Raw genomic sequence first — 22,416 nt, 5'->3', positions numbered from 1 at the left:
CCTTTCCGTTCGACTTGCATGTGTTAAGCACGCCGCCAGCGTTCATCCTGAGCCAGGATCAAACTCTCCACAAAAAAATTCGCAAAAAACGAGCCGTGAAAAGCCCGAAACCTGACAAACAAAAAACTGACAAGAAAAAACTCAAAAGTACAAAACAATGCACTCCAAGCAACCTGCCACCGGCAAAAACCATCATTCGGACCCAAGGCCCAGGGAGGTCAACCCCCACCGGCACACACCAACACCACCTCAAGGCATACAACCCAGGCAGTGCCGGCGGACAAGCCACAAGAAACGCACCACAAAAAGTACATCAACACACTATCGAGTTCTCACACAACACAAGCACGCCGGTAGCCACCGTCTCCTGGACGGTCACTGCCTTGCGGCCCGGATCCTGGAGTGTACGCTCGGGCTCGACTCGAAGTCAACCCGGTGTCTCTCCCCGGTCGCTGCGGGCCCCGGAATAACCGCGGCCCCGGCGACGAGGTGATAAGTTACCCACCTCCGTCGCCGGGGCCAAATCGGCTGGTCAGAGCGCTAGACTCGACGCACTCCCGCGAAGTTCTTCTTGCCGCGGCGCAGCACCAGCCAGCGCCCGTGCAGGAAGTCCTCGGCGGCCGGCTCCCAGTCCTCGCTCTCGACGCGCACGTTGTTCACGTACGCACCGCCCTCCTTGATCGCGCGGCGCGCAGCGCCGCGGGAGGCGACGAGCCCGGACTCGACGAACAGATCCACCGCGGTGCGGGGCGCGGCGTCGTCAAGCTCGAGCACCTCGGTCTCTCCGACCGCAGACGCGAGCGTCGCCTCGTCGAGGTCGGCGAGCTCGGCGCGGCCGAAGAGCGCCTGGCTGGCCAGCTCCACCGCCTTGGTCGCCTCCTCGCCGTGGACGAGGTTGGTCATCTCGCGGGCGAGGGTGCGCTGGGCGACGCGCTTGTGCGGGTTCTCCTCGACCTCGCGCTCGAGCTCGGCGAGCTCCTCGCGGCCGAGGAAGGTGAACCAGCGCAGGTAGCGGATCACGTCGGCGTCGGCGGTGTTGATGAAGTACTGGTACCAGCGGTACGGGCTGGTCATCTCGGGGTCCAGCCACAGCGAGCCGCCGCCGGTGGACTTGCCGAACTTCTTGCCCTCGGAGTCGGTGACCAGCGGCACGGTCAGCGCATGCACCGTGGTGCCGTCGACGCGGCGCACGTAGTCGACGCCGGCGACGAGGTTGCCCCACTGGTCGCCGCCGCCGACCTGCAGGGTGCAGCCGAAGCGGTGGTTGAGCTCACGGTAGTCGTTGGCCTGCAGCAGCATGTAGGAGAACTCGGTGTAGGAGATGCCGTCGTTCTCCAGGCGGCGCTTGACCGTGTCGCGGGCGAGCATCGTGTTCAGTGAGAAGTGCTTGCCCACGTCCCGCAGGAACGGGATGACGTTGAGCTCGTTGGTCCACTCCGCGTTGTTGACCAGCTTCGCGGCGTGCTCGCCCTCGAAGGTGACGAAGCGCTTGAGCTGGCCGGAGATGCGGCCGGCCCAGTCCGCGACCGTCTCGGCGGAGTTCATCGAACGCTCGCCGACGTCGCGCGGGTCGCCGATCATGCCGGTCGCACCACCGGCGAGCACCAGCGGGTTGTGACCGGCGCGCTGGAAACGCGCCAGCATCAGCAGCGGCACCAGGTGGCCGGCGTGCAGCGAGGGGCCGGTCGGATCGAAGCCGCAGTACAGGGTGATCGGGCCGGCCTCGGTCGCCTTGCGCAGCTCGTCGAGGTCGGTGGACTGGTTGATCAGCCCGCGCCAGGACAGTTCGTCGATGATGTTCTCGGTCATGTCTTCTCTAGTCGTCTCTTCCCGTGGTCAAACGTCGGTCAGGTGCTCGCGTCTACTCCCCCGCCGTGTCCGGCGGCCAGGCCTCGGCCTCGTCGACGAGCAGGACGGGGATGCCCTCGTCGATGCGATAGGCGATCCCGAGGCGCTCGTTGACCAGACGCTGCTCCTTCTCCAGATAGACCAGCGGGCCCTTGTCCTTCGGGCACACCAGCACGTCCAACAACTTCGGGTCCAGGCTCATGAGCCCAGATACTACCCGTGGCCCCGGCCCGGGGCGGGTCAGGGTGACCGGCGCGGCGGGGCTCACCGGCCCCGCGGCAGCCGGCCGAAGCGCAACCGCAGCGCCTCGGCGTGACTGCTCAGCTCCGTCAGGCTGTTCTCGAGGACCGCGGCACGGATCTTCTCGCTCTCCTCGCGCAGGACCGCGGCGGGCTCGACGGTCTCCTCCACCGCTCTCGGGTGGCGCAGGTCCGGCACCTCGAGGTAGCCGGAGATGACGGCGGGCAGGTGCTCTTCGGCGATCTCCCGGACGGTCAGCTGCCGCTCGGGGACCTCGGCCAGCTCGTCCCACTGTGTCAGGGTGCTGCGCAGCGACGTGCCCAGTGCGGCGACGGCCCGCTGGACCTCGGGCGCGGCGCCGTTGGCGTAGGCCAGGCGCTGCTCCTCCCGGCGGGTGGCCGCCGCCAACGCCTGGGGGTCGCCGGCGCGCGGGTGTGACCAGGGCGCCGCCGACGTAGGCGCCGACGACGAAGAAGGGCCACGCCGGGCCGAGACCGACGACGACGTGCAGGACGAGCATGACGAGCGCCAGCACGGTGGCGACGATGTTCTTGCGCGAGCCGAGCCAGTCCGCGACCGCCCCGCCGGCGCCCCGGTCACTGGTAGGCACGGATCTCCTTGAAGCCCTCGCCGATGCCGTCCTCGCGGGCGTCGAAGACCTTGCCGCCGGTCAGCTCGGCCAGACGGGTCATCTCGTCCTCGTCGGCGGCGCCGTAGAGCACGGTGAACACCGGCACCTTCCGCGCCTCCGGGCTCAGGCCCTCGCGGAAACGGACGAAGTCCTCGTAGCGCGGTTCGACCACCCCGTCGGTGAGCACGACGATCGTGGCGATGCGGTTGTTCTCCGGGTCCTCGCCCCTGCGGTCCTCGATGTCGCGGTAGGCATCCTCGAGCGCCGGGTAGAGGTCGGTCCCACCCCGGCCTGGAGCTCGTCGATCCGGCTCTCGAGCTGCGCGCGGCCCTTGCCGCCGGTCTCCGCGAGGTCGGTCTGCGCCGGTTCCTGCGGGGCGGTGTTGAAGGGACGAAGCGTCACGAACTCCTGGTCGCGCAGGCCGACCTCGCCGGTGGTGGTGCGGGCGCTGCCGTCGATCAGCGAGCTCATCGTCGACTTCAGCTCGTCGAGCGGCCCGCCGCTCATGGAGCCGGAGACGTCCAGGATGAACGTGGTGTCGCCCCGTGGGCGCCAGCGGTTGAGGTAGCTGTCGATGAGCTGGTCGGTCACCGCCAGGTCCCCCGGGAAGGGCGCCTCGACGAGCAGCTGGTCCGAGAGTTCCTCGGGCACCTGGGCGGTGGCGTCCACCAGGCGGCGGTGGGTCTCGTTGACGCGGTCCTGGTTCTCCAGCAGCCACTCGGCCAGCTGGGCGGTCTGCTCGGCGGCCGCGGCGTCCCCGGGCGCGGCGAGCTCGGAGAGCGGGTAGTCGGCGGTGACCACGCCGTCGGCGGGCACGATGACCTCGAGGTCGGCGCCGTCCTCGGCGCGCATGCCGTGCAGGACCGACTCGTAGTTGACCACGGCGTCGGCACGCTCGGGCTGGTTGAGGAAGGTATCGCGCAGCCAGCCCGAGGAGCCCGAGCTCATCGTCTGCCCGGCGAAGAACTCCTCGAGGCGCGGCCCGATCTGCTCGAGATCCCCGGTGGTCAGCGCCTGGCCGGTGCCGGCGAAGGCGGTGGCCACAGACACCAGCGCGGAGAACCCGGAGTTGGACGACGACGGGTCGGTCATGCCGTAGGTCAGCTCGCGGTCGGCGGCCGCGGTGCCGATCTCCTCCCAGGTCGGCTGGTGGTCGGTCCAGCCCAGTTCCCGGGCCTTCTCCGTGCTGACGCCGAAGGCGACCGGCGAATTGGCCACGGAGGTCTGCTCCCCCAGCTTGTCGCCGGCGCCGATGAGCTCGATGTAGCGGTTGGTGGCGAACCAGGTGGCGTCGTACTGGCCGTCCATCTTCCCGGCCTTGAGCGCCTGGCTGTTTTCCAGGGTGCCGCCCGGGTGGTGCATCTCGATGTCGAAGCCGAGGTCGGCCTCGGCGTCCTCGAGCACCGGGGCGAGGTCCTCGAGTTCGGTGGCCGCGGCGATGGTCGGCGTGCCCTGGTCCCCGGGCTTGAGCGCGTCGCCGGTCGGGTCGGAGGACCCGCCGCCGGTCTCGACGCAGGCGGTGAGCAGCAGGCCGCCGAGGGCGGCGGTCACGGTCGCGGCGGCGCGGGTGAATCTGTTCATTCCTCGTGCTCCCCCTCGGGCGGCTCCGGGCTGGTGTAGTGCGAACCGACGGTCTCGATGAGTGTCTCGAGCAGGTGGTAGTCCGGCGGGTCGACGGAGTCGATGAACTCCGGCAGTCCGGCGTCCTGGTAGCGCTCGGTGAACACGGCCGGGTCCGAGGTGCGGAAGCCGTGCTCGGCGGCCAGGCGCTGCAACTCGGCGTCGTTCTCGAGCAGCCGGCCCAGCTCGGCGCCGCCGTCGGAGAGGGCGACGACGGTGTGGTCGCTGAGCACGGTCGGCTCCGGGCAGGCGAGCACCATGTCGTCGCGGAGACGGGGCTGCTCCCGGTTGAGCTTGCCGAGGAACTGGGCCTCGTAGACCATCACCACCGGCTTGGCGCCCATGCCCTTGGACAGGTAGTCGGCGAAGGGGCCGGCGGAGCTGGACTCGGTGTAGCCCTGGCCGTAGAAGAGCGGGGTGAGGCCGTCAGCGACGCGTCGCGCCTCGTCCTCGGTGCTGACCTGGTTGCCCTCGGAGGCGACCCAGCACATCAGCGCCAGGTACATCGCCGCTGAGTTGGAGGTGCGCACGTCCGTCGTCGAGATCTGCACGGTGCGCTGGCTGGGCAGGGCGTCGCCCAGGTCGCGCCACCGGGTGTCCTCACGGGTCAGGTCCAGGTAGGCCTGCATGTCGATCCCCCCAGGTGCCGCCCTCCTCGCGGGTGACCCCGCGTGCGGCGAGCTCCTCCATGACCGGCTGGAAGGGCGCGACGGCCATCGGCGAGTAGAACGGCGTGAAGATGCCCTTCGATTCCGCCTGCTCGGCCACCGAGCGTGCGGCCGGTGCCGAGGAGGGGAAGGCGAAGTCGTAGGCGCTCAAGTCCGTGTCGGTGGCGATGTGCCTCGAGCCGGCGGTCTCCACGGTGACGGTGTAGCCCAACTCGTCGAGGCGGTCGATGACGGCCGGGTCCTCGAAGAAGTCGCGCTTCTCGGAGCCGATGACCCTCGTGAGCTCCGTGGTGCCGCCACGGCCGCCCAGACCACCCGATCCGTCGCCGGCGTCGCCGTCTCCCCCGCCGAAGCCGAATCCCCCGAAGCGCACGACCACGATGCCGATGACCACGGCGGCGAGCAGGAGGGCCCGATCACCGTCGTGGCGCGCGGGACCCGGTGCCGGTGGCACCGGTGGCAGCATTCATGACCGAAAGATTATTAGGCCCGTACCGGTCCTGCAACAGGAACGCCGGAAACGACGGAGAGGGTGCCCCCCGGTTCGGGGACACCCTCTCAGGCCGGGCGCCCAAGCGCGCTGATCAGCGCTCAGGCGCCTCAGGCGCGGGTCACTTCCCGGCGGGGATGACCGGCGTTTCGGCCCAGGTGCGGGCCTTCGCGTTGACGGCGTCGACGCGCTCGCGCTGCTCGGCGACCCGCACGCCGGCGGTGCCGCCGTGGGTCGAGCGGGAGGCGACCGCACCGTCGATGGTCAGCACCTCGCGGACCTCCGGGGTCAGGCGGGTGTCCACGCCCGCGAGCTCCTCGTCGGTAAGGTCGACCAGGTCGACCCCGCGGGACTCGGCGATGCGCACGCACTGCCCGGAGGCCTCGTGGGCCTCGCGGAAGGGCACGCCCTGGCGGACCATCCACTCGGCCAGGTCGGTGGCCAGGGTGAAGCCGCGCGGGGCGAGCTCGCGCATGCGGTCCTCGTGGAAGGTCAGCGTGCCCACCAGGCCCGTCATCGCGGGCAGCAGCAGGTTGAGCTGGGCGACGGCGTCGATGACCGGCTCCTTGTCCTCCTGCAGGTCGCGGTTGTAGGCCAGCGGCTGCGCCTTGCAGGTCGCCATCAGGCCGGTCAGGCCACCGATCAGGCGCCCGGTCTTGCCGCGCGTGAGCTCGGCGACGTCCGGGTTCTTCTTCTGCGGCATGATCGAGGACCCGGTCGACCACTCGTCGGCCAGCGTGACGTAGCCGAACTCGGGGGTGGACCAGGCGATGATCTCCTCGGCCAGACGCGACATGTCGACGGCGATCTGGGCGAGCACGTACGCGGCCTCGGTGGCGAAGTCGCGCGACGCGGTGGCGTCCAGCGAGTTCTCCGCCGCCGACTCGAAGCCGAGCTCCTCGGCGATCGCGTCCGGGTCGAGGTGCAGCGAGCTGCCGGCCAGCGCGCCGGAGCCGTAGGGCGACACCGCCAGGCGGTCGTCCAGGTCCCGGATGCGGTCCAGGTCGCGCAGCAGCGGCTGGGCGTGCGCCAGCAGCGAGTGCGCCAGCAGAATCGGCTGGGCGGCCTGGAAGTGGGTCTTGCCCGGCATGATCACGTCCGGGTGGGCCTTGGCCTGCGCAGACAGCGCCGCGACCAGGTCGGTAACCTGGACGGCGACGTCACGCACGGCGTCGCGGAGCCACATGCGGAACAGCGTGGCCACCTGGTCGTTGCGCGAACGCCCGGCACGCAGCCGGCCGCCGACCTCGGGGCCGACGCGGTCGATCAGGCCGCGCTCCATGGCGCCGTGGACGTCCTCGTCGGTCGGCTCGGGGCCGAAGGTGCCGTCGGCGACGTCCCGGCCGAGCCGGTCGAGGCCGTCGAGCATCGTGGCGAAGTCGTCGTCGGTCAGCAGCCGGGCGTTGTTCAGCACGCGCGCGTGCGCCTTGGAGGCGAGCACGTCGTAGGGCGCGAGCACCCAGTCGAAGTGGGTGGACACGCTCAGTGCGCTCATCGCCTCGGTGGGGCCGCCGGAGAAGCGGCCGCCCCACAAGGCTCCCTGGTTGGTTCCGTGCTTGGCCGGCACTCTAGCGGGCCTCGCGGTCGCGACGGTTGGCGATCTTGCTGGACAGGCCGTGCAGCTGGACGAAGCCCTTGGCCAGGGTTTGGTCGAAGGTGTCGCCGGTGTCGTAGGTCGCCAGGTTGAAGTCGTAGAGCGAGTGGCTCGAGCGGCGGCCGTTGACGGTGACCTTGCCAGCGTGCAGGACCATGCGGATGTCGCCGGTGACGTGCTCCTGGGTGGACTCGATGAAGGCGTCCAGGGAGCGCTTGAGCGGGCCGAACCAGAGGCCGTCGTAGACCTCCTCGGACCAGCGGGCCTCGACAAGGCGCTTGTAGCGGGCCAGCTCGCGCTCGAGGGTGACGTCCTCGAGGGCCTCGTGGGCGGCGATCAGGGCGATGGCACCCGGAGCCTCGTAGACCTCGCGGGACTTGATGCCGACGAGGCGGTCCTCGACCATGTCGAGGCGGCCGATGCCCTGGGCGCCGGCGCGGCGGTTGAGCTCCTCGATGGCCTGCAGCATGGTGACCTTGCGGCCGTCGATGGCGACCGGGCGGCCGGCCTCGAAGGAGATGATCAGCTCGTCCGGGGCGGCGGACAGCGACGGGTCCTCGGTGTAGGAGTAGAGGTCCTTCGTCGGCGGGTTCCACAGGTCCTCGAGGAAGCCGGTCTCCACGGCGCGGCCCCAGACGTTCTGGTCGATGGAGAACGGGGACTTCTCGGACTGCTCGATCGGGAGCTTGACCTCCTCGGCGAAGGCGATGGCCTTGTCGCGGGTCCAGGCGTAGTCACGCGCCGGGGCGACGATCTCAAGGTCCGGGGCGGTGTCCATGAAGCCGACCTCGAAGCGGACCTGGTCGTTGCCCTTGCCGGTGCAGCCGTGGGCTACGTGCGTGCCGCCATGCTCCTTGGCCGCCTGGACCAGGTGGTTGACGATCAGCGGGCGCGAGATCGCGGAGACCAGCGGGTACTGCTTCATGTACATGCCGTTGGCCTTGACGGTCGGCAGGCAGTACTCCTCGGCGAACTCGTCCTTGGCGTCGACGACGACGGCCTCGACCGCGCCGCAGTCCAGGGCGCGCTGGCGCACGGAGTCCATGTCCTCGCCGCCCTGGCCCAGGTCCAGGGAGACGGCGACCACGTCGGCGTCGAGCATCTTGCCCAGGTACGGGATGGCCACGGAGGTGTCCAGGCCTCCGGAGTAGGCCAGAACCACGCGATTCTTCATGTCTTTCGTCTCTTTCCTTAACGTGTGGACAATGTTTTCAAAGTGCCTGCGGCGACCGCTGCCATTCTAGCGACGGCCGTCCGCTCCCCCGGCGAGGAGGTCGCCGAGCTCGGCGCCCGAGACGGGTTCGCGGGCGAGCACGAAGACCGTGTCGTCGCCGGCGATGCAGCCGACGACCTCGGGCATGCCGACGCGGTCGATGAAGCTGGCCAGGTACTGCGCCGCCCCGGGCGGGGTGCGCAGCACGGCCGTCTGGCCGGAGTGGTCGACGCCGGCGACGAGCTCGTCGAGCATCCGTCGCAGCTTCTGCCGGGGCCCGGCCGGCCCCGCCACGGCCCCGTCGGCGGTCCCGCCGACGGCGTAGTGGGCGCGGCCGCCCTCGGGCGGGCGCACCTTGCGCGCGCCGAGTTCGTCGAGGTCGCGCGAGAGGGTCGCCTGCGTGATGTCGATGCCCTCGTCGAGCAGCAGCTCGGAGAGCTGCACCTGGCTGTGCACGCGGGTGCGCCCCAGGATCTCGAGGATGCGCGCCTGGCGGGCGGTGCGCGTCACCGGCGTGCTCACGCCTGCTCCCCCGCCGCCTGCTGGTGCTCGAGCAGCCAGACCAGCAGTGCCTTCTGGGCGTGCAAGCGGTTCTCCGCCTCGTCGAACACGACGGACTGCGGGCCGTCGATGACCCCGGAGGTGACCTCCTTGCCGCGGTAGGCCGGCAGGCAGTGCAGGAAGATGGCGTCGTCGGCGGCGGTGGCCATCAGCTCCTCGGTCACGCGGTAATCGACGAAGGCCTCCTCGCGGTTGAGCCCGTCGTTCTCCTGTCCCATCGACACCCAGGTGTCGGTGATGACGACGTCGGCGCCGGCCACGCAGCCGGTGTCGGCGGTCACGGCGACGGTCGCGCCGGTCTCGGCGGCGCGCTTCTCGGCGCGGGCGACGAACTCCTCGGCCGGGTGGAAGCCCTCCGGGGCGCAGACGGTGATGTCCATGCCCGCGGTGGCGAAGCCGATCAGGTAGGAGTTGGCCATGTTGTTGGCGCCGTCGCCGAGGTAGACCGCGCGGCGTCCCTTCAGTCCGGCCGGGCCCTGCTCAGGGCAGAGCTTCTCCACGCACGTCTGCAGGTCGGCGAGGATCTGGCCGGGGTGCAGGTCATCGGTCAGCGCGTTGACGATCGGCACCCGCGAGGTCTCAGCCATGTCGACGAGGTTCTGCTGGGCGTAGGTGCGCCACACGATCGCGGAGACGAACCGGGAGAGCACCGCGGCGGTGTCCTGCAGGGTCTCGCCCTTGCCGATCTGCGCGTTCTTCGTCTCGACGACGATCGCGTGCCCGCCCAGCTGCGCCACCCCGGCGTCGAAGGAGAAGCGGGTGCGCGTGGAGGTCTTGTCGAAGAGCACGGCGACGGACTGCGGTCCGGCGAAGGTCTGCTTCGAGTAGGGCTCTGCCTTCAGCGCGGCGGCGAGCTCGAGGACCTCGGCCTGCTCGGCCGGGGTGAGGTCGTCGTCTGCCAGGAAGTGCCTGACGGCGGGGGTCTCGGTGCTGTTCTGTGTCATGTGTATCTGTTCCTTCCCGGTCCTGCTCAGTTCTTCCGGTCCGTCTCGCCGGCCTCCGCGACGGCGGCGGCGATCGCGGCGGCCGTGGCCTTCACCCCGGCGTCGATCTCGGCGTCGGTGACCACCAGCGGCGGCACGAAGCGCAGCACGCCTGCACCGCAGGCGTTGAGGACGACGCCGTGCTCACGTCCCAGTTCCACGGTTCGCTTGGCGACGTCGCGTTCGAGGACGACGGCGCGCATCAGTCCGCGTCCGCGCACCGACGCCACGCCCTCGACCTGCCCGAGGGCGGCGGCGAGGCGCTCGCCGCGGGCGCGGACCTGGGCGAGGAAGTCGTCGTCGACGGTCTCGAGGACGACGCGCGCCGCGGCGCAGGCGACGGGGTTGCCGCCGAAGGTGGTGCCGTGGTCGCCGGGCCGGAAGAGCTCGGCGGCCTCACCCGCGGCGAGCACCGCGCCGATCGGCAGGCCGGCGCCCAGTCCCTTGGCCATGGTGACCACGTCGGGGACCACGCCCGCGTCCTCGAAGGCGAAGAAGGTGCCGGTCCGGCCCACACCGGTCTGCACCTCGTCGACGATCATCAGCAGGTCGAACTCGTCGCAGAGCTCACGCACGCCGCTGAGGAAGCCCTCGGGGGCGGGCACCACGCCGGTCTCACCCTGGACGGGCTCGAGGATGACCGCGGCGGTGTCACCCGGGTCCATCTCGATGAGCTTGCGCAGGTAGTCGAGGTCGCCGTAGGGGTAAAACTCGGCGCCTCCCGGCAGCGGGGCGAAGATGTCGCGCTTGGCCGGCTGGCCCGTGATCGACAGCGCGCCCATGGTGCGCCCGTGGAAGCCGTGGTGGGCCGCCAGGATGCGGGTCTTCCCTGTCTTGCGGGCGATCTTGAACGCGGCCTCGTTGGCCTCGGTGCCGGAGTTGCAGAAGAAGGCGCGGGTCGCACCGGGCTCGGCCGGGGCACCGGCGGCCACGAAGCGCTCGACCAGGCCGCGGGCGACGTCGACGACCGGCCGGCTGCCCAGCAGGTTGGAGACGTGGGTGAAGTGCCCGGCCTGCTCGGTGACGGCCGCCACGAGGCGGGGGTCGCCGTAGCCCAGCGAGTTGACGGCGATGCCGCCGAGGAAGTCGACCAGCTCCTTGCCGTCGGCGGTGGTCACGGTCGCGCCGTGGCCGTCGACGATCTCGACGGGCGGGACCGGGTAGGTGTGCATGAGGTAGCGGTCCCAGCCGGCGAGAGTGGTGTCGGGGGTGTCGGTCATGAGTTGTCGTCCTTCCTGAAGACCTTGCCGTCGGGGTAGTCGGCGGCGTCGTAGCCGTCGGGCAGCACCATGGTGCCCACACCGCCCATGGTCAGAAGCTCGAGGAGCACCGAGTGCGGCACGCGGCCGTCGATGACGTGGGCGGCGTTGACGCCGGACTCCACGGCCCGCAGGCAGGCCTCCATCTTCGGGATCATCCCGGAGTCGAGCTTCGGCAGCGTCTCGCGCAGCTCGGAGACCAGGATCTTGGAGACCAGCGACTCGTGGTCGGGCCAGTCGGTGTAGAGGCCCTCGACGTTGGTGAGAACGAGGATGCGCTCGGCGTCCAGGGCGGCGGCCAGGGCCCCGGCGGCGGTGTCCGCGTTGACGTTGTAGACCTCGCCGTGCTCGCCGGGGGCGATCGTGGATACCACGGGGATGCGCCCGGCGTCGATGAGGTCCATCAGCGAGGAGGCGTCGACGTCGACGATGTCGCCGACCAGGCCGATGTCGGTGGGCGTGCCGCCGACGTTGACCAGGCGCTTGCGCGCGGAGAACAGCCCGGCGTCCTCGCCCGAGGTGCCCACGGCGTAGGGGGCGTGGGAGTTGATGCGCCCTACCAGGTCGCGGCCGACGTGGCCGAAGAGGACCATGCGGGCGATCTCCATGACCTCGGGCGTGGTCACGCGGAAGCCGCCCTTGAACTCGGGCTCGAGGCCGACGCGGGTGAGCATGTCCGAGATCTGCGGTCCCCCGCCGTGCACGACGACGGGCTTGGCGCCGACGGTGCGCAGGAAGACCATGTCCTCGGCGAAGGCGTCCTTGAGGGCGTCGTCGACCATGGCGTTGCCGCCGTACTTGACCACGACGATCTTGTCGCGGAAGAACTGCAGCCACGGCAGGGCCTCGGCGAGCACCGCGGCGCGGTCCGCCGAGCTCAGCGCCGCGCGCCGGCTCGCGGCGGGTTGCGCGCCCGCCGCCGAATCAGTTGCTGGTGTCATCTGTCTGCTCCGTGTTCCCTGTCCGCTAGCTGCTGTAGGCGGAGTTGATCTCGACGTAGGCGTGCGAGAGGTCCGTGGTGCGCACGGTGCCGTGGCCGTGGCCGCCGAGGCCCAGGTCGACCTGGACGTCGATGTCGGCGCCGCTGAGGTCCACGTCGCGGGCGCCGGGCGCACCGGCGGAGTCGACGCAGACCGGGGTGCCGTTGAAGGTCACGGTGATGTGGTCGGGGTCCATCTCCACCGGGGCCATGCCGACGGCGGCGAGCACGCGGCCCCAGTTCGGGTCGGATCCGAACATGGCGCACTTGACCAGGTTGTCGCGCCCGATCACGCGCGCGGCGGTGCGGGCCTGGTCGTCGTCGACGGCGCCGGTGACGGTGATGGCCACGCGCTTGGTCACGCCCTCGGCGTCGGCCTGCAGCTGGGCTGCCAGGTCGCGGCAGGCGGCCAGCACGGCGGCGTCGAAGGTCTCGGCGTCGGGGGTGATCCCGGAGGCGCCGGAGGCCATGGCGATCACGGTGTCGTTGGTGGAGGTCGAGCCGTCGACGTCGAGGGTGTCGAAGGTGACCTCGGCGGCGGCGCGCAGGGCGGCGTCGAGCCGGGCGGCGGGCACGTCGGCGTCGGTGGTCAGGCAGACGAGCATGGTCGCCAGGGACGGCGCCATCATGCCCACGCCCTTGGCCATGCCGCCGACGGACCAGCCGTCGCCGGAGACGAGGACCTCCTTGCTGCAGGTGTCGGTGGTCAGGATCGCGCCGGCGGCGGCCGCGCCGTGCTCGGCGTCGGCGCCCAGCCCGGCGGCCAGCGCGTCGACGCCGGAGCGGACCTCGGCCATGGGCAGCGGCTCGCCGATCAGCCCGGTCGAGCACACGCCGACCTCGGCGGGCTCGAGCTCGAGCGCGGCGGCGGCGCGGGACTGGATCTCCTCGGCGTCACGGTCGCCGGCCACGCCGTTGCAGGCGTTGGCGTTGCCGGAGTTGTAGACCACGGCGCGCAGCGTGCCGTCGGCGACGGCGGCACGGGTGACCTTGACCGGGGCGGCGACGACCTTGTTGCGGGTGAACAGCGCGGCGGCGGCGGAGCCTACGGTGTTGACCACCAGCGCCATGTCCGGGTTGCCGGAGGGCTTGATGCCGGCGGTGACGGCGGCGGCCGAGAAGCCGGCCGGCGAGGTGACGTGACCGTCGCGGGTGACGGTGAGATCCATGGGGATTAAAGTCCTTTCGGGAAAAGTGGGGCGGGCGGGGGTGCGCCGGAGAAGGCGGGACGGCGCTAGGGGGCGACGGCGGTGGTCGGCAGCCCGGCGGTCTCGGGCAGGCCGAGCGCGAGGTTCATGCACTGCACGCCGGCGCCGGCGGTGCCCTTGGTCAGGTTGTCGATGGCGCTGGTGGCCAGCAGGCGCCCGGAGGCGGCGTCCACCTCGACCTGCACGTGGCAGGTGTTGGCGCCGAGCACCCACTGGGTCTGCGGCTGCACGCCCTCGGCGAGCAGGGTGACGAACGGCTCGTCGGCGTAGAACTTCTCGTAGGCGGCCCGCGCTGCGGCGGTGTCGGTGGCGCTGTCCGCCAGGGGCGCGGAGGCGACGGTGAGGATGCCGCGCGGCAGGGGTGCCAGCACCGGGGTGAAGCTCACCGAGACAGGCTGACCGGAGTACTCGCCGAGGTTCTGGGCGATCTCCGGGGTGTGGCGGTGGCGCCCGGCGGTGTTGTAGGCGCGCAGCGAGCCCATCGTCTCAGCGCCGAGGTTGGCCACCAGCGGCTTCTTGCCGGCGCCGCTGACTCCGGAGACGGAGGTGACCGCCACCTCGGGGGCCACCAGCCCGGCGGCGACGGCGGGCAGAAGGGCGAGGGTCGCGCCCGTCGGAAAGCAACCGGGAAGGGCGATGCGCGTGGCACCGGCGAGGGCCTCGCGGTGGCCGGGCATCTCGGGGATGCCGTAGGGCCAGGAGCCGGAGTACTCGCCGCCGTACCAGTGGGCCCAGTCCCCGGCGTCGGTCAGACGGTGGTCGGCGGCGCAGTCGATGACGGCGGTGTCCTCGGGCAGCTGCGCGGCGATCTCGGCGGAATGGCCGTGCGGCAGGGCGAGGAAGACGACGTCGTGGCCGGCAAGGTGCTCGGCGTCGGTGGGCTCGATGGTGCGGCCGAAGAGCTCGGGGGCGTGCGGCAGCGCCACGGAGACGGGGGTGCCCGCGGAGCTGGCGCCGGTCAGCGCGCCGATCTGGAGGTTCCCGGCGAGGTGCTCGGGGTGGCCGAGCAGGAGGCGGACGAGTTCGCCGCCCGCGTATCCTGTGGCGCCGGCGATTGCTACGGAGACTGTCATGTGGGTCACCCTACACTCTATGCAGGCCCTTGCAAATTATTCATTAACGACGGCGCGTCGGTTCCACCCCCGGTCCCCACCCGCGACGGCGCCTGCGGCGCCGTCGCCGAAAGAAGACGCGACGCCTGTGGTACCGCACCCAGGGAAGACGAGACCGCCGGACGGAAGAACCCCGCACCCGGGATGTCCGGGTGCGGGGTCAGGTGAGCGGGCGGTCAGGCACGCAGCTCGGCGCCGAGGCGTTCCTTGGCCAGCGCGGCGGCGGCCAGGCGGGCCTCGTTGGCCTCCTCGTCGGTCAACGTGCGGTCGGCGGCGCGGAAGTGCAGCGAGAACGCCAGCGACTTCAGCCCCTCCCCCAGGCGCCCGCCGCGGAAGACGTCGAAGAGGACGGCCTCCTCGAGCAGCGGACCGGCGCCCTCGACGATGACGCGGCGGACGTCCTCGGCCGGCGTGTCCTCGGCGACGACCAGGGCGATGTCCTGGTGCAGCAGCGGGAAGGCGGAGAGCACCGGGGCGGGCAGCTCGCCGGTGATTGGCAGCGCGTCCAGGTTGATCTCCATCGCGCAGGTGCGCGCCGGAAGACCGGCGGCCTCGAGCAGCTGCGGGTGCAGCTCGCCGGCGTGGCCGACGATCTCGCCGGCCACGCGCAGCTCGGCGCAGCGGCCCGGGTGGAACGGCAGGTACTCGGCGTTGGCGACCTCGAGTTCCACGCCCGCGGTCCGCGCGACGGTGCGGGCGGCCTCCACGGCGTCGGCCCAGCCGTAGGCGCGGCCCTCGCCCCAGGTGCCGGTGGTGTCCAGCTCGCCGACGCCGACGGCGGCCACGTGCAGCGGCTGGGCGGGCAGCGAGTCGAGGACCTGGGAGACCTCGTCGTCGGAGGGTCGGCGGCTCACGTCCAGCATCGGGGTGTGCTCGGCGCGGGCGAAGGAGACCTGCTGCAGGCCGAAGACCTGCAGGTCCACGCGGCCGCGGGCGACGTTGCGGGCCACCGCGTCGAGCAGGCCCGGGATCAGCGTCGTGGCGATCAGGTTGCGCTCGGACTCCAGCGGGTTGCGCACCGTGACCGCGCGGCGGCGCGGGTCGTCGGCGGCCAGGCCCCAGTCGTCGGCCTGGGTGCCGCGCATGAACGGGTCGGGAAGGACCTCGGTGTAGCCGGAGTAGGCCAGGGCGTGGCCGACGGCGCGGCGACGGCGCTGGCGCGGGGAGAGCCCGCGGCCGCCGCGCGGGGTCGGCAGCACGGTCGGGATGTCCTCGAGGCCCTCCAGGCGCAGCACCTCCTCGACCAGGTCGACGCCCATGGACAGGTCGCCGCGCCAGCTCGGGGCGGTCACGGTCAGGGTCTCGTCGCCGGTGACGGTGCAGCCGACCTCCTCGAGGCGGGCGACGACGGTCTCGCGGGCGTAGTCGACGCCGGCGATGCGGGAAGGCATGCCGGCGGGCATCTCGATGACGGTGGGGGCGGGCACCTCGCCGACGATGGTGCGCCGGGGGTCGACCTCGCCGCCGCCGAGGGTGGCCAGCAGGTGGGCGGCCAGGTCCAGGGCGGGCTCGACCAGCGCCGGGTCCACGCCGCGCTCGAAGCGGCGGGAGGACTCGCTGGAGAGCTTGTGGCGGCGCGAGGTGCGCGCGACGGTCAGGGTGTGCCAGGTGGCGGCCTCGAGGTAGACCTCGGTGGTCTCGTCCGAGATCTCGGAGGTGGAGCCGCCCATCACGCCGGCCATCGACTGGATGCCGTTGTCGTCGCAGATGACGACGTCCTCGGCGGAGAGCTCGCGGTCGACGTGGTCGAGGGTGGTCAGCTTCTCGCCGTCGGCGGCCAGGCGGATCTTCAGGTCGCCGGAGATGACGCCGGCGTCGAAGGCGTGCATCGGCTGGCCGAGCAGGAACATCACGTAGTTGATCACGTCGGTGGCCAGGTTGACCGGGCGCGCGCCGCACAGCAGCAGCTCGCGCTTCATCCAGAACGGGCTCTGCACGCTCGGGTCGATGCCGGTGACCTTGCGCAGGCCGAACCGCCCGGCGCGGGTGGCCGGGTCCAGCGAGATGTCCATCAGCTCGCCGGAGACCGCCGGCACGCTCTCCGAGACCTCGTGGCCGGCGGCCTCGGGGTGGGCGGCCAGGTCCTCGAAGGTGATGTCGAAGGCGCTGGCCAGCTCGCGGGTCAGGCCGCGCGCGGAGAGCGCGTAGCCGCGGTCCGGGGTGATGTTGACCTCGAAGACGGTGTCGTTAAGCCCCAGCACCGGGCGGGCGTCGTCGCCGGGCACGGCGCCGATGGCGTCGGTCGAGCGGCCCAGGTTGATGATGCCGGAGTTCTGCTGCTCGCACATGCCCAGCTCGGCGGCCGAGCAGATCATTCCGGCGGAGATGTGGTCGTAGGTCTTGCGGGCGGAGATCTCGAAGCAGCCGGGCAGCACGGCGCCGGGCAGGGAGACGGCGACGAGGTCGCCCTCGGCGAAGTTGCGCGCGCCGCAGATGATGCCCTGCTTCTCGCCGGTGCCGTTGGCCTCGCCGACGTCGACCTGGCAGTAGCGGATCGGCTTCTTGAAGCCGGTCAGCTCCTCGATCTCGTCGACGCGGCCGACCACCAGCGGGCCGGTCGTCTCAGGGATGGCGGAGTAGCCCTCGGTCTCGAAGCCGACGCGGACGAAGCCGCCGTCGAGCTCGGCGTCGCTCACCTCCCAGCCGGGGTTGGCGTGGTCGAGGATGCCGGTGAGCCAGTTCTGCGAGATGAACACGGGAGTTCGTGGAACCTTTCGGAAAAAGCGGGGGTGACGGGGCGTCGGAAAGCGTGGCGGCGGTCTAGGCGTGGACGCCGAAAGGCAGCGTGAAGCGCACGTCGCCCTCAACCATGTCGCGCATGTCGGACAGGCCGTTGCGGAACTGCAGGGTGCGCTCGAGGCCCATGCCGAAGGCGAAGCCGGTGTACTCCTCCGGGTCGACGCCCACGGCGCGCAGGACGTTGGGGTTGACCATGCCGCAGCCGCCCCACTCGATCCAGCCGGCACCGCCCTTCTTGCCGGGGAACCAGACGTCGACCTCGGCGGAGGGCTCGGTGAACGGGAAGTAGTTGGTGCGCATGCGGGTGCGCGTCTCCGGGCCGAAGAGCACCTTGGCCAGGTGGTCCAGCGTGCCGCGCAGGTGGGCCATGGTCAGGCCTTTGTCGACGGCCAGGCCCTCGACCTGGTGGAAGACCGGGGTGTGGGTGGCGTCGAGCTCGTCGGTGCGGAAGACACGGCCCGGGCAGGCGATGTAGAGCGGCACGTCGCGCGAGAGCATCGTGCGCACCTGGACCGGGGAGGTGTGGGTGCGCATCAGCTGACCGGAGTCCTCGGTGCCGACGTAGAAGGTGTCCTGCAGGGTGCGCGCGGGGTGGTCCGGGATGAAGTTGAGGGCGTCGAAGTTGAAGTACTCCGCCTCGATCTCGGGGCCGTCGGCGATCTCCCAGCCCATGCCGAGGAAGATGTCCGCGATCTGCTCCGAGAGCGCGGTGATCGGGTGCAGCGCGCCGGTCTGGCGGCGGGTGGTCGGCACGGTGACGTCGACGCGCTCGGCGGCGAGGACCTCGCGTACGCGGCGGGCCTCTAGCTCCTTCTTCACGCCGGCGTAGTGCTTCTCGACGCGACCACGTGCCTGGTTGACGATCTTGCCGGCGTTCTTGCGCTCGGTCTTGGGCAGCGAGCCGATGCCCTGGCGGGCACGGGCGATCACGGAGGCGTCGCCCAGGTGGGTGCGACGGGCCTCGGCGAGATCCTCGAGCGAGTCGGCGGCGTCGAAGGCCGCCACGGCGGCATCGGCCGCCGCGTTCATCGCCTCGTCGGTGATCTCCGGGACCTCAGCTGCCCCGTCCTTGTCTTGCGCCACGGCACTCCCCTGTTCTCGACGGAAAATAGATTGCGACGTAGACAGGGTACACCGCGGCGGATCGCTCTCTAGTCGACGGCCACCATGACGCTGGACGCCTTGATCACGGCGGTGGCCCGGGAGCCGACCGTCAGGCCGAGCTCGTGGACCGAGTCCATGGTGATCGACGAGGAGACGACGACGTCGGTGCCGTCGAGACGGATCTTGACCACGGCGTTGACCGCGCCCTCCCCGATCTCGACGACCTCACCGGCGAGCTGGTTGCGGGCGGAAATGCGCATGACGGAGTCCTCCTTGGGTGAAACGGGTGTTGCGGTCCAGGTCACGGCGCAGGTGTCGCCGGGGACCGGCCGGCCCGCTCTACCCGCGCAGGTCAGTCCAGGCCGTGCACGCGTTGGGCGCGGGCGGACTCCCAGAGGCAGATCGAGGCGGCCGTGGCGAGGTTCAGCGACTCGGCACGCCCGGCGATGGGGATGGCCACCCGGTGGTCGGCGGCCTGCTGCAGCTCGGCGGGCAGCCCGTGGGCCTCGTTGCCGAAGAGCCAGGCGGTCGGTCGGGTAAAGAAGTCCGGCTCGGGCGGGGCGGCCAGGTCCACCTCGCCGTCGGCGGCGGTGGCCAGGATCTGCAGGCCGCGGGCGCGCAGCGAGTCGATCACCGACTGCGGGTCGCGCTCGCGCGCCACCGGCACGTGGAAGAGCGAACCGGCCGAGGCGCGCACCACCTTGCCGCCCTGCGGGTCCACGGAGTCGCCGGCGAAGACGACGGCGTCGGCGCCGAGGGCGTCGGCGACACGGATGAGCGTGCCGGCGTTGCCGGGCTCGCGGGTCTCCACCGGCACCGAGACCAGCGTCGGGCCGGCTGCCAGGGCCTTCTTCAGCGGCCAGGTCACCGGGCGGCACACGGCGAAGATTCCGGTGGTGGTCACGGTCTCGGCCAGCGACTCGGCGGCCCGGTCGGTGACCGGGTGGAGGTAGACGCCGAGGTTGACCGCGGCCGAGAGCAGCTCGCCGAAGCGGCCGGCCGCCGCCTCGGTGACGAAGACGTCGGTGGCCGCGCCGGTGGCCACCGCGGCCTCCACGGAGTTCTCCCCCTCCGCGAGGAAGACACCGGCCTTGCGGCGGGCCGCCGCGCGGTGCAGCTTGGCCGCGTGCACCACGCGCGGGGTGCGCTCGGTCAGGGGCTCCGAGAAGTCGAGGTGGTCGGGGGTGCGCGGACTCATGAAAACGGCCTTCCGGTGGCGTCGTGGGCGTACATGCCCCAGACATGCACGCGGGCCCCGTTCGGGCCCGTGCCCCACACTTTACCGACGGGGCCAACCGGAAAGCACCGGCCTGGTCAGACCAGTGGGACGCCGTCCGCGTCCCGCTGGTAGCTGTCCGCTCCGGCGAGGATCATGATGCCCTCGATCAGGCCCCAGATCGCCGTGACGGCGACCATCAGGAATCCGATGAGGATGATCATCGTGACGTAGCCGATGATGGTGATGACCAACTGGGTGATCGCACGCTGCTTGTAGCCGAGGTAGAAGTTGTGGACGCCGTACTCCCCCAGGAAGATGCCGAGCAGGCCGGCCGCGACCTTGCTCTTGGGCGCCGGCGGGAACCCCTTGGACGCGTAACCGTACTGCTGCCCCGCGTAGCCCGCCTGGTCGCCGTACCCCTGCTGCCCGTAGGAGCAGTAGGGGTCATCGGACCCGTAACCGCCGCCCTGCCCGCCGTGGAAACCGTCGGGCCCGTAGCCGCCGTTTCCGGGGTTGTGCGTCATCGTAATGAACCTTTCGTTGTGGATGCGCCGCGCGGGACCACCTGGTGTCACGCGCGACGTCGTCAATCTATTGCCCGCAAAGCATACGACCGCAACGGTCGGGCCACACCTGCACCGGGCGAAATAGGTCAAGACAGAGGCAGGCCTTTCTCGTCGACGCCGTAACGGCCCTTGCGCATGAGGATCAGGACGAACTCCACCAGGGCCCAGACGCAGACGCCCATTATCAGCAGAAAGCAGACGGCGGTGACGACGAATCCCAGGATCGCCCCGATGACCCCGTCGGCATTGGTGGCGATGAGGCCGGCGAACATGCCGACGAACACCAGGACGAACCCGCCCACGACCGCCGCGAACTTGATCAGCCCCTGCCTCGTCTGACCGAGGTAGAAGTTGTGCACGCCGAAGGCGCCCAGGAACCAGGCGAGGACGGCGGCCAGGACCATGGACTTGTTGCTGACCGGCCCTCCCGGGCCGTGGCCCGGTGGCGTGGCCTGGCCCTGATGGAACTGGCCTTCCGGTGCCGTGTACGGACCGGGGCCGGAGGTGTAGTTGGACATCGGTTCCCCTTCGAGGTCTCGGATCGGGCGCTCACCGTAGCTAGACCAAATGAGCGTGTACGAAGAACAACCGAGATCGCACGCGGGGCAGCCGGAAACGGGCGAATTCCCGCGGAACCTGTGTCCGGTTTCCCGCGCACGGACGGGCACCCCGACCTAGCTCAGGCGGAGGCCGTGCTCGTCGACGCCGAAGCGGCCCTTGCGCATCAGGATCAGGATGAACTCGACGAAGGCGCATACGGCGTTTCCGATCACGGCGAGCAGCCCCACGCCGTAGATGCACACCCCGACGATCGCGGCAGTCTCACTGACGAATTCCGAGGAGAAACCGGCGACCACGCCGCCGGCGAACGCGAGGAGGAAACCTCCCGTGCCGAGCACGAGCTTGACCACCCCGAGCAGCATCTGGCCCAGATAGAAGTTGTGCACGCCGTAGCTGCCGAGGAGGAACGCCAGGACCGCGGCGATGACCACCGACTTCGGGCTGGCCGTCACCCAGTGGTCCGGTCCCGGGTCGGCGTAAACGGTGTTCGCGCCGTGCGGGGTGGCGGGACCACCGGCCTGCCCCGGGAACGGACATTGAACCTCCCTCGGGTGGTGCACCACTGCCCGGCGGTGGGTCAGCTCAGGGGAAGACCGTGCTCGTCGACGCCGTAGCTGTCCTTACGGATCAGGATCAGAATGAACTCCACGAAGGCCCAGATGCCGTTGACGGCGCTGACCACGGCACCGAGAACGTAGATGATGCCGCCGACCGCGGCGCCGGAACCGCCGTCCAACGCGGCCCCGACGGCGATCATGCCGATGAACACGAGTATCAGGGCGACGACGACCATGCCGATGTGGATGAGGCCCTTCTGCTTCTGGCCCAGGTAGAAGTTGTGCACGCCGATGCCGCCGAGGAAGAAGGCGAGGACGGCGGCCAGGACCATGGACTTCTCGCTGACGGGGCCGCCGGGGCCGGGGCGGCCCTGCTGCGCGCCGTAGCCGAGCTGGGAACCGTACCCGGGCTGTCCGCCGTAGCCGGGCTGAGAACCGTACCCGGACTGGGAGCCGTAGTCGGGCTGAGAACCGTACCCGGACTGGGAGCCGTAGTCGGGCTGACCACCGGTGTGGCCCTGCTGGTCGCCGTAGCCGTACTGGCCGTTGTGGCCTTCCTCGGGACGCTGGTTCGGGTCGGAGATGGGGCTCGACATCGGGAATCCCTTCGGTTGCGGCGCCGGCGAGCGCCGGAACCTGCCAATAACTTGTTGCGCATAGATTAACCCCGACACAGCCACGCGCAAGCCGAAATGAAGAGAACCCGCAGCGCACTCCCCGAGGTGCGCCTCCGTTGAAGCCGTCCCTAGTCAGCGCAGCGGTCGTCCCTGTGCGTCGAGGCCGTAGCGGCCATTGCGCATCAGAATCAGGATGAACTCGACGAAGGACCAGACACCGATGGCGAAGCAGATGAGCAGCGTCACGATCACGGTCAACACGCTGAGATAGAAGAACGTGTCGGACACGTAGGAACCCTCATCCACGAGATCGAGCGCGCCGTTCACCATGAAGAAGCTGAAGAGGAAGACGACCAGGGCATCGGATAGACCACCACCTTGGCCACCCCGCGCTTAGTCTGGCCGAGATAGAAGTTGTGCACGCCGATCTGCCCGAGGAAGAACGCGACCAAGGCCGCCACCAGCATCGACTTTTCGCTCGGCGCCGCGGACTGCCTGGGAAGGCCGCCGCCGGGCTACTGGCCGTAGCCCTGGTACCCGTAGGCGTTCTGCTGCCCTGACCCCGGATGGTTCTGCTCCCCCGTACCCGGGGTTGCCGGCGGGCTGCCCCGCTCCGTCGTCGGCGTTCGTCACAGTGGTCTTCCTTT

25 protein-coding genes and 1 rRNA gene are annotated in these 22,416 nt (G+C 70.5%); all 26 read right to left on the bottom strand.

Going from position 1 to position 22,416, the window contains the following annotated elements:
- Nucleotides 1-74, bottom strand: a 16S ribosomal RNA gene (locus tag QQA02_RS01410); the annotation flags it as partial.
- A gap of 466 nt (nt 75-540) precedes the next feature.
- Nucleotides 541-1,809, bottom strand: coding sequence for a tyrosine--tRNA ligase (tyrS, locus tag QQA02_RS01405; protein ID WP_284863042.1), 1,269 nt, complete (start codon nt 1,807-1,809; stop codon nt 541-543).
- Nucleotides 1,810-1,861: 52 nt separating this feature from the next.
- Nucleotides 1,862-2,050, bottom strand: a complete 189-nt coding sequence (locus QQA02_RS01400) for a Trm112 family protein (protein WP_284775134.1) — start codon at nt 2,048-2,050, stop codon at nt 1,862-1,864.
- A gap of 62 nt (nt 2,051-2,112) precedes the next feature.
- Nucleotides 2,113-2,496 (bottom strand): hypothetical protein, encoded by a 384-nt coding sequence (locus QQA02_RS01395; RefSeq protein ID WP_284863041.1) that lies wholly within the window; start codon nt 2,494-2,496, stop codon nt 2,113-2,115.
- Between the two features lie 188 nt (nt 2,497-2,684).
- Nucleotides 2,685-2,906 carry a vWA domain-containing protein gene (locus QQA02_RS01390; protein WP_284863040.1) on the bottom strand — a complete coding sequence of 74 codons (222 nt, stop codon included), beginning with the start codon at nt 2,904-2,906 and terminating at the stop codon, nt 2,685-2,687.
- Complete coding sequence (locus QQA02_RS01385; RefSeq protein WP_284863039.1) at nt 2,843-4,300, bottom strand: substrate-binding domain-containing protein; 1,458 nt, start codon at nt 4,298-4,300, stop codon at nt 2,843-2,845. Before QQA02_RS01385 ends, QQA02_RS01390 begins: the two co-directional genes overlap by 64 nt.
- Nucleotides 4,297-4,968, bottom strand: coding sequence for a hypothetical protein (locus QQA02_RS01380; RefSeq protein ID WP_284863038.1), 672 nt, complete (start codon nt 4,966-4,968; stop codon nt 4,297-4,299). The genes QQA02_RS01385 and QQA02_RS01380 overlap by 4 nt, the downstream gene beginning before the upstream one ends.
- On the bottom strand, nt 4,940-5,461 hold the full coding sequence (locus QQA02_RS01375) for a hypothetical protein (RefSeq protein WP_284863037.1): 522 nt from the start codon (nt 5,459-5,461) through the stop codon (nt 4,940-4,942). Before QQA02_RS01375 ends, QQA02_RS01380 begins: the two co-directional genes overlap by 29 nt.
- A 157-nt stretch (nt 5,462-5,618) precedes the next feature.
- Complete coding sequence (argH, locus tag QQA02_RS01370; RefSeq protein WP_284863036.1) at nt 5,619-7,064, bottom strand: argininosuccinate lyase; 1,446 nt, start codon at nt 7,062-7,064, stop codon at nt 5,619-5,621.
- 1 nt (nt 7,065) lies between these two features.
- Nucleotides 7,066-8,265, bottom strand: a complete 1,200-nt coding sequence (locus QQA02_RS01365; RefSeq protein ID WP_284863035.1) for an argininosuccinate synthase — start codon at nt 8,263-8,265, stop codon at nt 7,066-7,068.
- Nucleotides 8,266-8,331: 66 nt separating this feature from the next.
- Nucleotides 8,332-8,826, bottom strand: coding sequence for an arginine repressor (locus QQA02_RS01360; RefSeq protein WP_284775145.1), 495 nt, complete (start codon nt 8,824-8,826; stop codon nt 8,332-8,334).
- Nucleotides 8,823-9,809 (bottom strand): ornithine carbamoyltransferase, encoded by a 987-nt coding sequence (argF, locus tag QQA02_RS01355; protein ID WP_284863034.1) that lies wholly within the window; start codon nt 9,807-9,809, stop codon nt 8,823-8,825. Before argF ends, QQA02_RS01360 begins: the two co-directional genes overlap by 4 nt.
- Before the next feature lie 26 nt (nt 9,810-9,835).
- Entirely contained in the window at nt 9,836-11,068 is a 1,233-nt protein-coding gene (locus QQA02_RS01350; protein WP_284863033.1) for an acetylornithine transaminase, read from the bottom strand.
- A complete protein-coding gene (argB, locus tag QQA02_RS01345) occupies nt 11,065-12,048 on the bottom strand; it encodes an acetylglutamate kinase (RefSeq protein ID WP_284775151.1) in 984 nt (327 codons plus the stop codon). The genes QQA02_RS01350 and argB overlap by 4 nt, the downstream gene beginning before the upstream one ends.
- Nucleotides 12,049-12,073: 25 nt before the next feature.
- Nucleotides 12,074-13,255, bottom strand: coding sequence for a bifunctional glutamate N-acetyltransferase/amino-acid acetyltransferase ArgJ (gene argJ, locus QQA02_RS01340; RefSeq protein WP_284863032.1), 1,182 nt, complete (start codon nt 13,253-13,255; stop codon nt 12,074-12,076).
- 65 nt (nt 13,256-13,320) lie between these two features.
- Entirely contained in the window at nt 13,321-14,367 is a 1,047-nt protein-coding gene (gene argC, locus QQA02_RS01335) for an N-acetyl-gamma-glutamyl-phosphate reductase (protein WP_284775153.1), read from the bottom strand.
- Between the two features lie 215 nt (nt 14,368-14,582).
- Nucleotides 14,583-17,102 (bottom strand): phenylalanine--tRNA ligase subunit beta, encoded by a 2,520-nt coding sequence (pheT, locus tag QQA02_RS01330; protein ID WP_284863031.1) that lies wholly within the window; start codon nt 17,100-17,102, stop codon nt 14,583-14,585.
- A gap of 64 nt (nt 17,103-17,166) precedes the next feature.
- Nucleotides 17,167-18,174 (bottom strand): phenylalanine--tRNA ligase subunit alpha, encoded by a 1,008-nt coding sequence (gene pheS, locus QQA02_RS01325; RefSeq protein ID WP_284775241.1) that lies wholly within the window; start codon nt 18,172-18,174, stop codon nt 17,167-17,169.
- Between the two features lie 122 nt (nt 18,175-18,296).
- Nucleotides 18,297-18,509 carry a TOBE domain-containing protein gene (locus QQA02_RS01320; RefSeq protein WP_284863030.1) on the bottom strand — a complete coding sequence of 71 codons (213 nt, stop codon included), beginning with the start codon at nt 18,507-18,509 and terminating at the stop codon, nt 18,297-18,299.
- Between the two features lie 92 nt (nt 18,510-18,601).
- Entirely contained in the window at nt 18,602-19,447 is an 846-nt protein-coding gene (locus QQA02_RS01315; RefSeq protein WP_284775160.1) for a TrmH family RNA methyltransferase, read from the bottom strand.
- Nucleotides 19,448-19,563: 116 nt separating this feature from the next.
- Nucleotides 19,564-19,992, bottom strand: a complete 429-nt coding sequence (locus QQA02_RS01310) for a TM2 domain-containing protein (RefSeq protein WP_284775162.1) — start codon at nt 19,990-19,992, stop codon at nt 19,564-19,566.
- A 128-nt stretch (nt 19,993-20,120) separates the two neighbouring features.
- On the bottom strand, nt 20,121-20,552 hold the full coding sequence (locus QQA02_RS01305) for a TM2 domain-containing protein (protein ID WP_284775163.1): 432 nt from the start codon (nt 20,550-20,552) through the stop codon (nt 20,121-20,123).
- Nucleotides 20,553-20,708: 156 nt separating this feature from the next.
- A complete protein-coding gene (locus tag QQA02_RS01300; RefSeq protein ID WP_284863029.1) occupies nt 20,709-21,155 on the bottom strand; it encodes a TM2 domain-containing protein in 447 nt (148 codons plus the stop codon).
- A 17-nt stretch (nt 21,156-21,172) separates the two neighbouring features.
- Complete coding sequence (locus tag QQA02_RS01295) at nt 21,173-21,748, bottom strand: TM2 domain-containing protein (RefSeq protein ID WP_284863028.1); 576 nt, start codon at nt 21,746-21,748, stop codon at nt 21,173-21,175.
- 153 nt (nt 21,749-21,901) lie between these two features.
- Complete coding sequence (locus QQA02_RS01290) at nt 21,902-22,096, bottom strand: hypothetical protein (protein WP_284775170.1); 195 nt, start codon at nt 22,094-22,096, stop codon at nt 21,902-21,904.
- A complete protein-coding gene (locus tag QQA02_RS01285; protein ID WP_423777782.1) occupies nt 22,093-22,230 on the bottom strand; it encodes an NINE protein in 138 nt (45 codons plus the stop codon). The genes QQA02_RS01290 and QQA02_RS01285 overlap by 4 nt, the downstream gene beginning before the upstream one ends.
- Nucleotides 22,231-22,416: the final 186 nt, after the last annotated feature.

The sequence above is a fragment of the Corynebacterium sp. MSK006 genome, assembly GCF_030232385.1.
GTDB classification, from domain to species: Bacteria; Actinomycetota; Actinomycetes; order Mycobacteriales; family Mycobacteriaceae; genus Corynebacterium; species Corynebacterium frankenforstense_A.
Note: the sequence above shows the minus strand (reverse complement) of the source record. Positions and strands in the feature narration are given on the sequence as shown.

Bases quoted from the DNA above. Each gene is read 5' to 3' on its own strand.
- tyrS (WP_284863042.1), bottom strand. From the start codon at position 1,809: ATGACCGAGAACATCATCGACGAACTGTCCTGGCGCGGGCTGATCAAC.
- QQA02_RS01400 (WP_284775134.1), bottom strand. From the start codon at position 2,050: ATGAGCCTGGACCCGAAGTTGTTGGACGTGCTGGTGTGCCCGAAGGAC.
- QQA02_RS01385 (WP_284863039.1), bottom strand. From the start codon at position 4,300: ATGAACAGATTCACCCGCGCCGCCGCGACCGTGACCGCCGCCCTCGGC.
- QQA02_RS01380 (WP_284863038.1), bottom strand. From the start codon at position 4,968: ATGCAGGCCTACCTGGACCTGACCCGTGAGGACACCCGGTGGCGCGAC.
- QQA02_RS01365 (WP_284863035.1), bottom strand. From the start codon at position 8,265: ATGAAGAATCGCGTGGTTCTGGCCTACTCCGGAGGCCTGGACACCTCC.
- argF (WP_284863034.1), bottom strand. From the start codon at position 9,809: ATGACACAGAACAGCACCGAGACCCCCGCCGTCAGGCACTTCCTGGCA.
- QQA02_RS01350 (WP_284863033.1), bottom strand. From the start codon at position 11,068: ATGACCGACACCCCCGACACCACTCTCGCCGGCTGGGACCGCTACCTC.
- argB (WP_284775151.1), bottom strand. From the start codon at position 12,048: ATGACACCAGCAACTGATTCGGCGGCGGGCGCGCAACCCGCCGCGAGC.
- argJ (WP_284863032.1), bottom strand. From the start codon at position 13,255: ATGGATCTCACCGTCACCCGCGACGGTCACGTCACCTCGCCGGCCGGC.
- argC (WP_284775153.1), bottom strand. From the start codon at position 14,367: ATGACAGTCTCCGTAGCAATCGCCGGCGCCACAGGATACGCGGGCGGC.
- pheS (WP_284775241.1), bottom strand. From the start codon at position 18,174: ATGAACGCGGCGGCCGATGCCGCCGTGGCGGCCTTCGACGCCGCCGAC.
- QQA02_RS01320 (WP_284863030.1), bottom strand. From the start codon at position 18,509: ATGCGCATTTCCGCCCGCAACCAGCTCGCCGGTGAGGTCGTCGAGATC.
- QQA02_RS01315 (WP_284775160.1), bottom strand. From the start codon at position 19,447: ATGAGTCCGCGCACCCCCGACCACCTCGACTTCTCGGAGCCCCTGACC.
- QQA02_RS01310 (WP_284775162.1), bottom strand. From the start codon at position 19,992: ATGACGCACAACCCCGGAAACGGCGGCTACGGGCCCGACGGTTTCCAC.
- QQA02_RS01305 (WP_284775163.1), bottom strand. From the start codon at position 20,552: ATGTCCAACTACACCTCCGGCCCCGGTCCGTACACGGCACCGGAAGGC.
- QQA02_RS01295 (WP_284863028.1), bottom strand. From the start codon at position 21,748: ATGTCGAGCCCCATCTCCGACCCGAACCAGCGTCCCGAGGAAGGCCAC.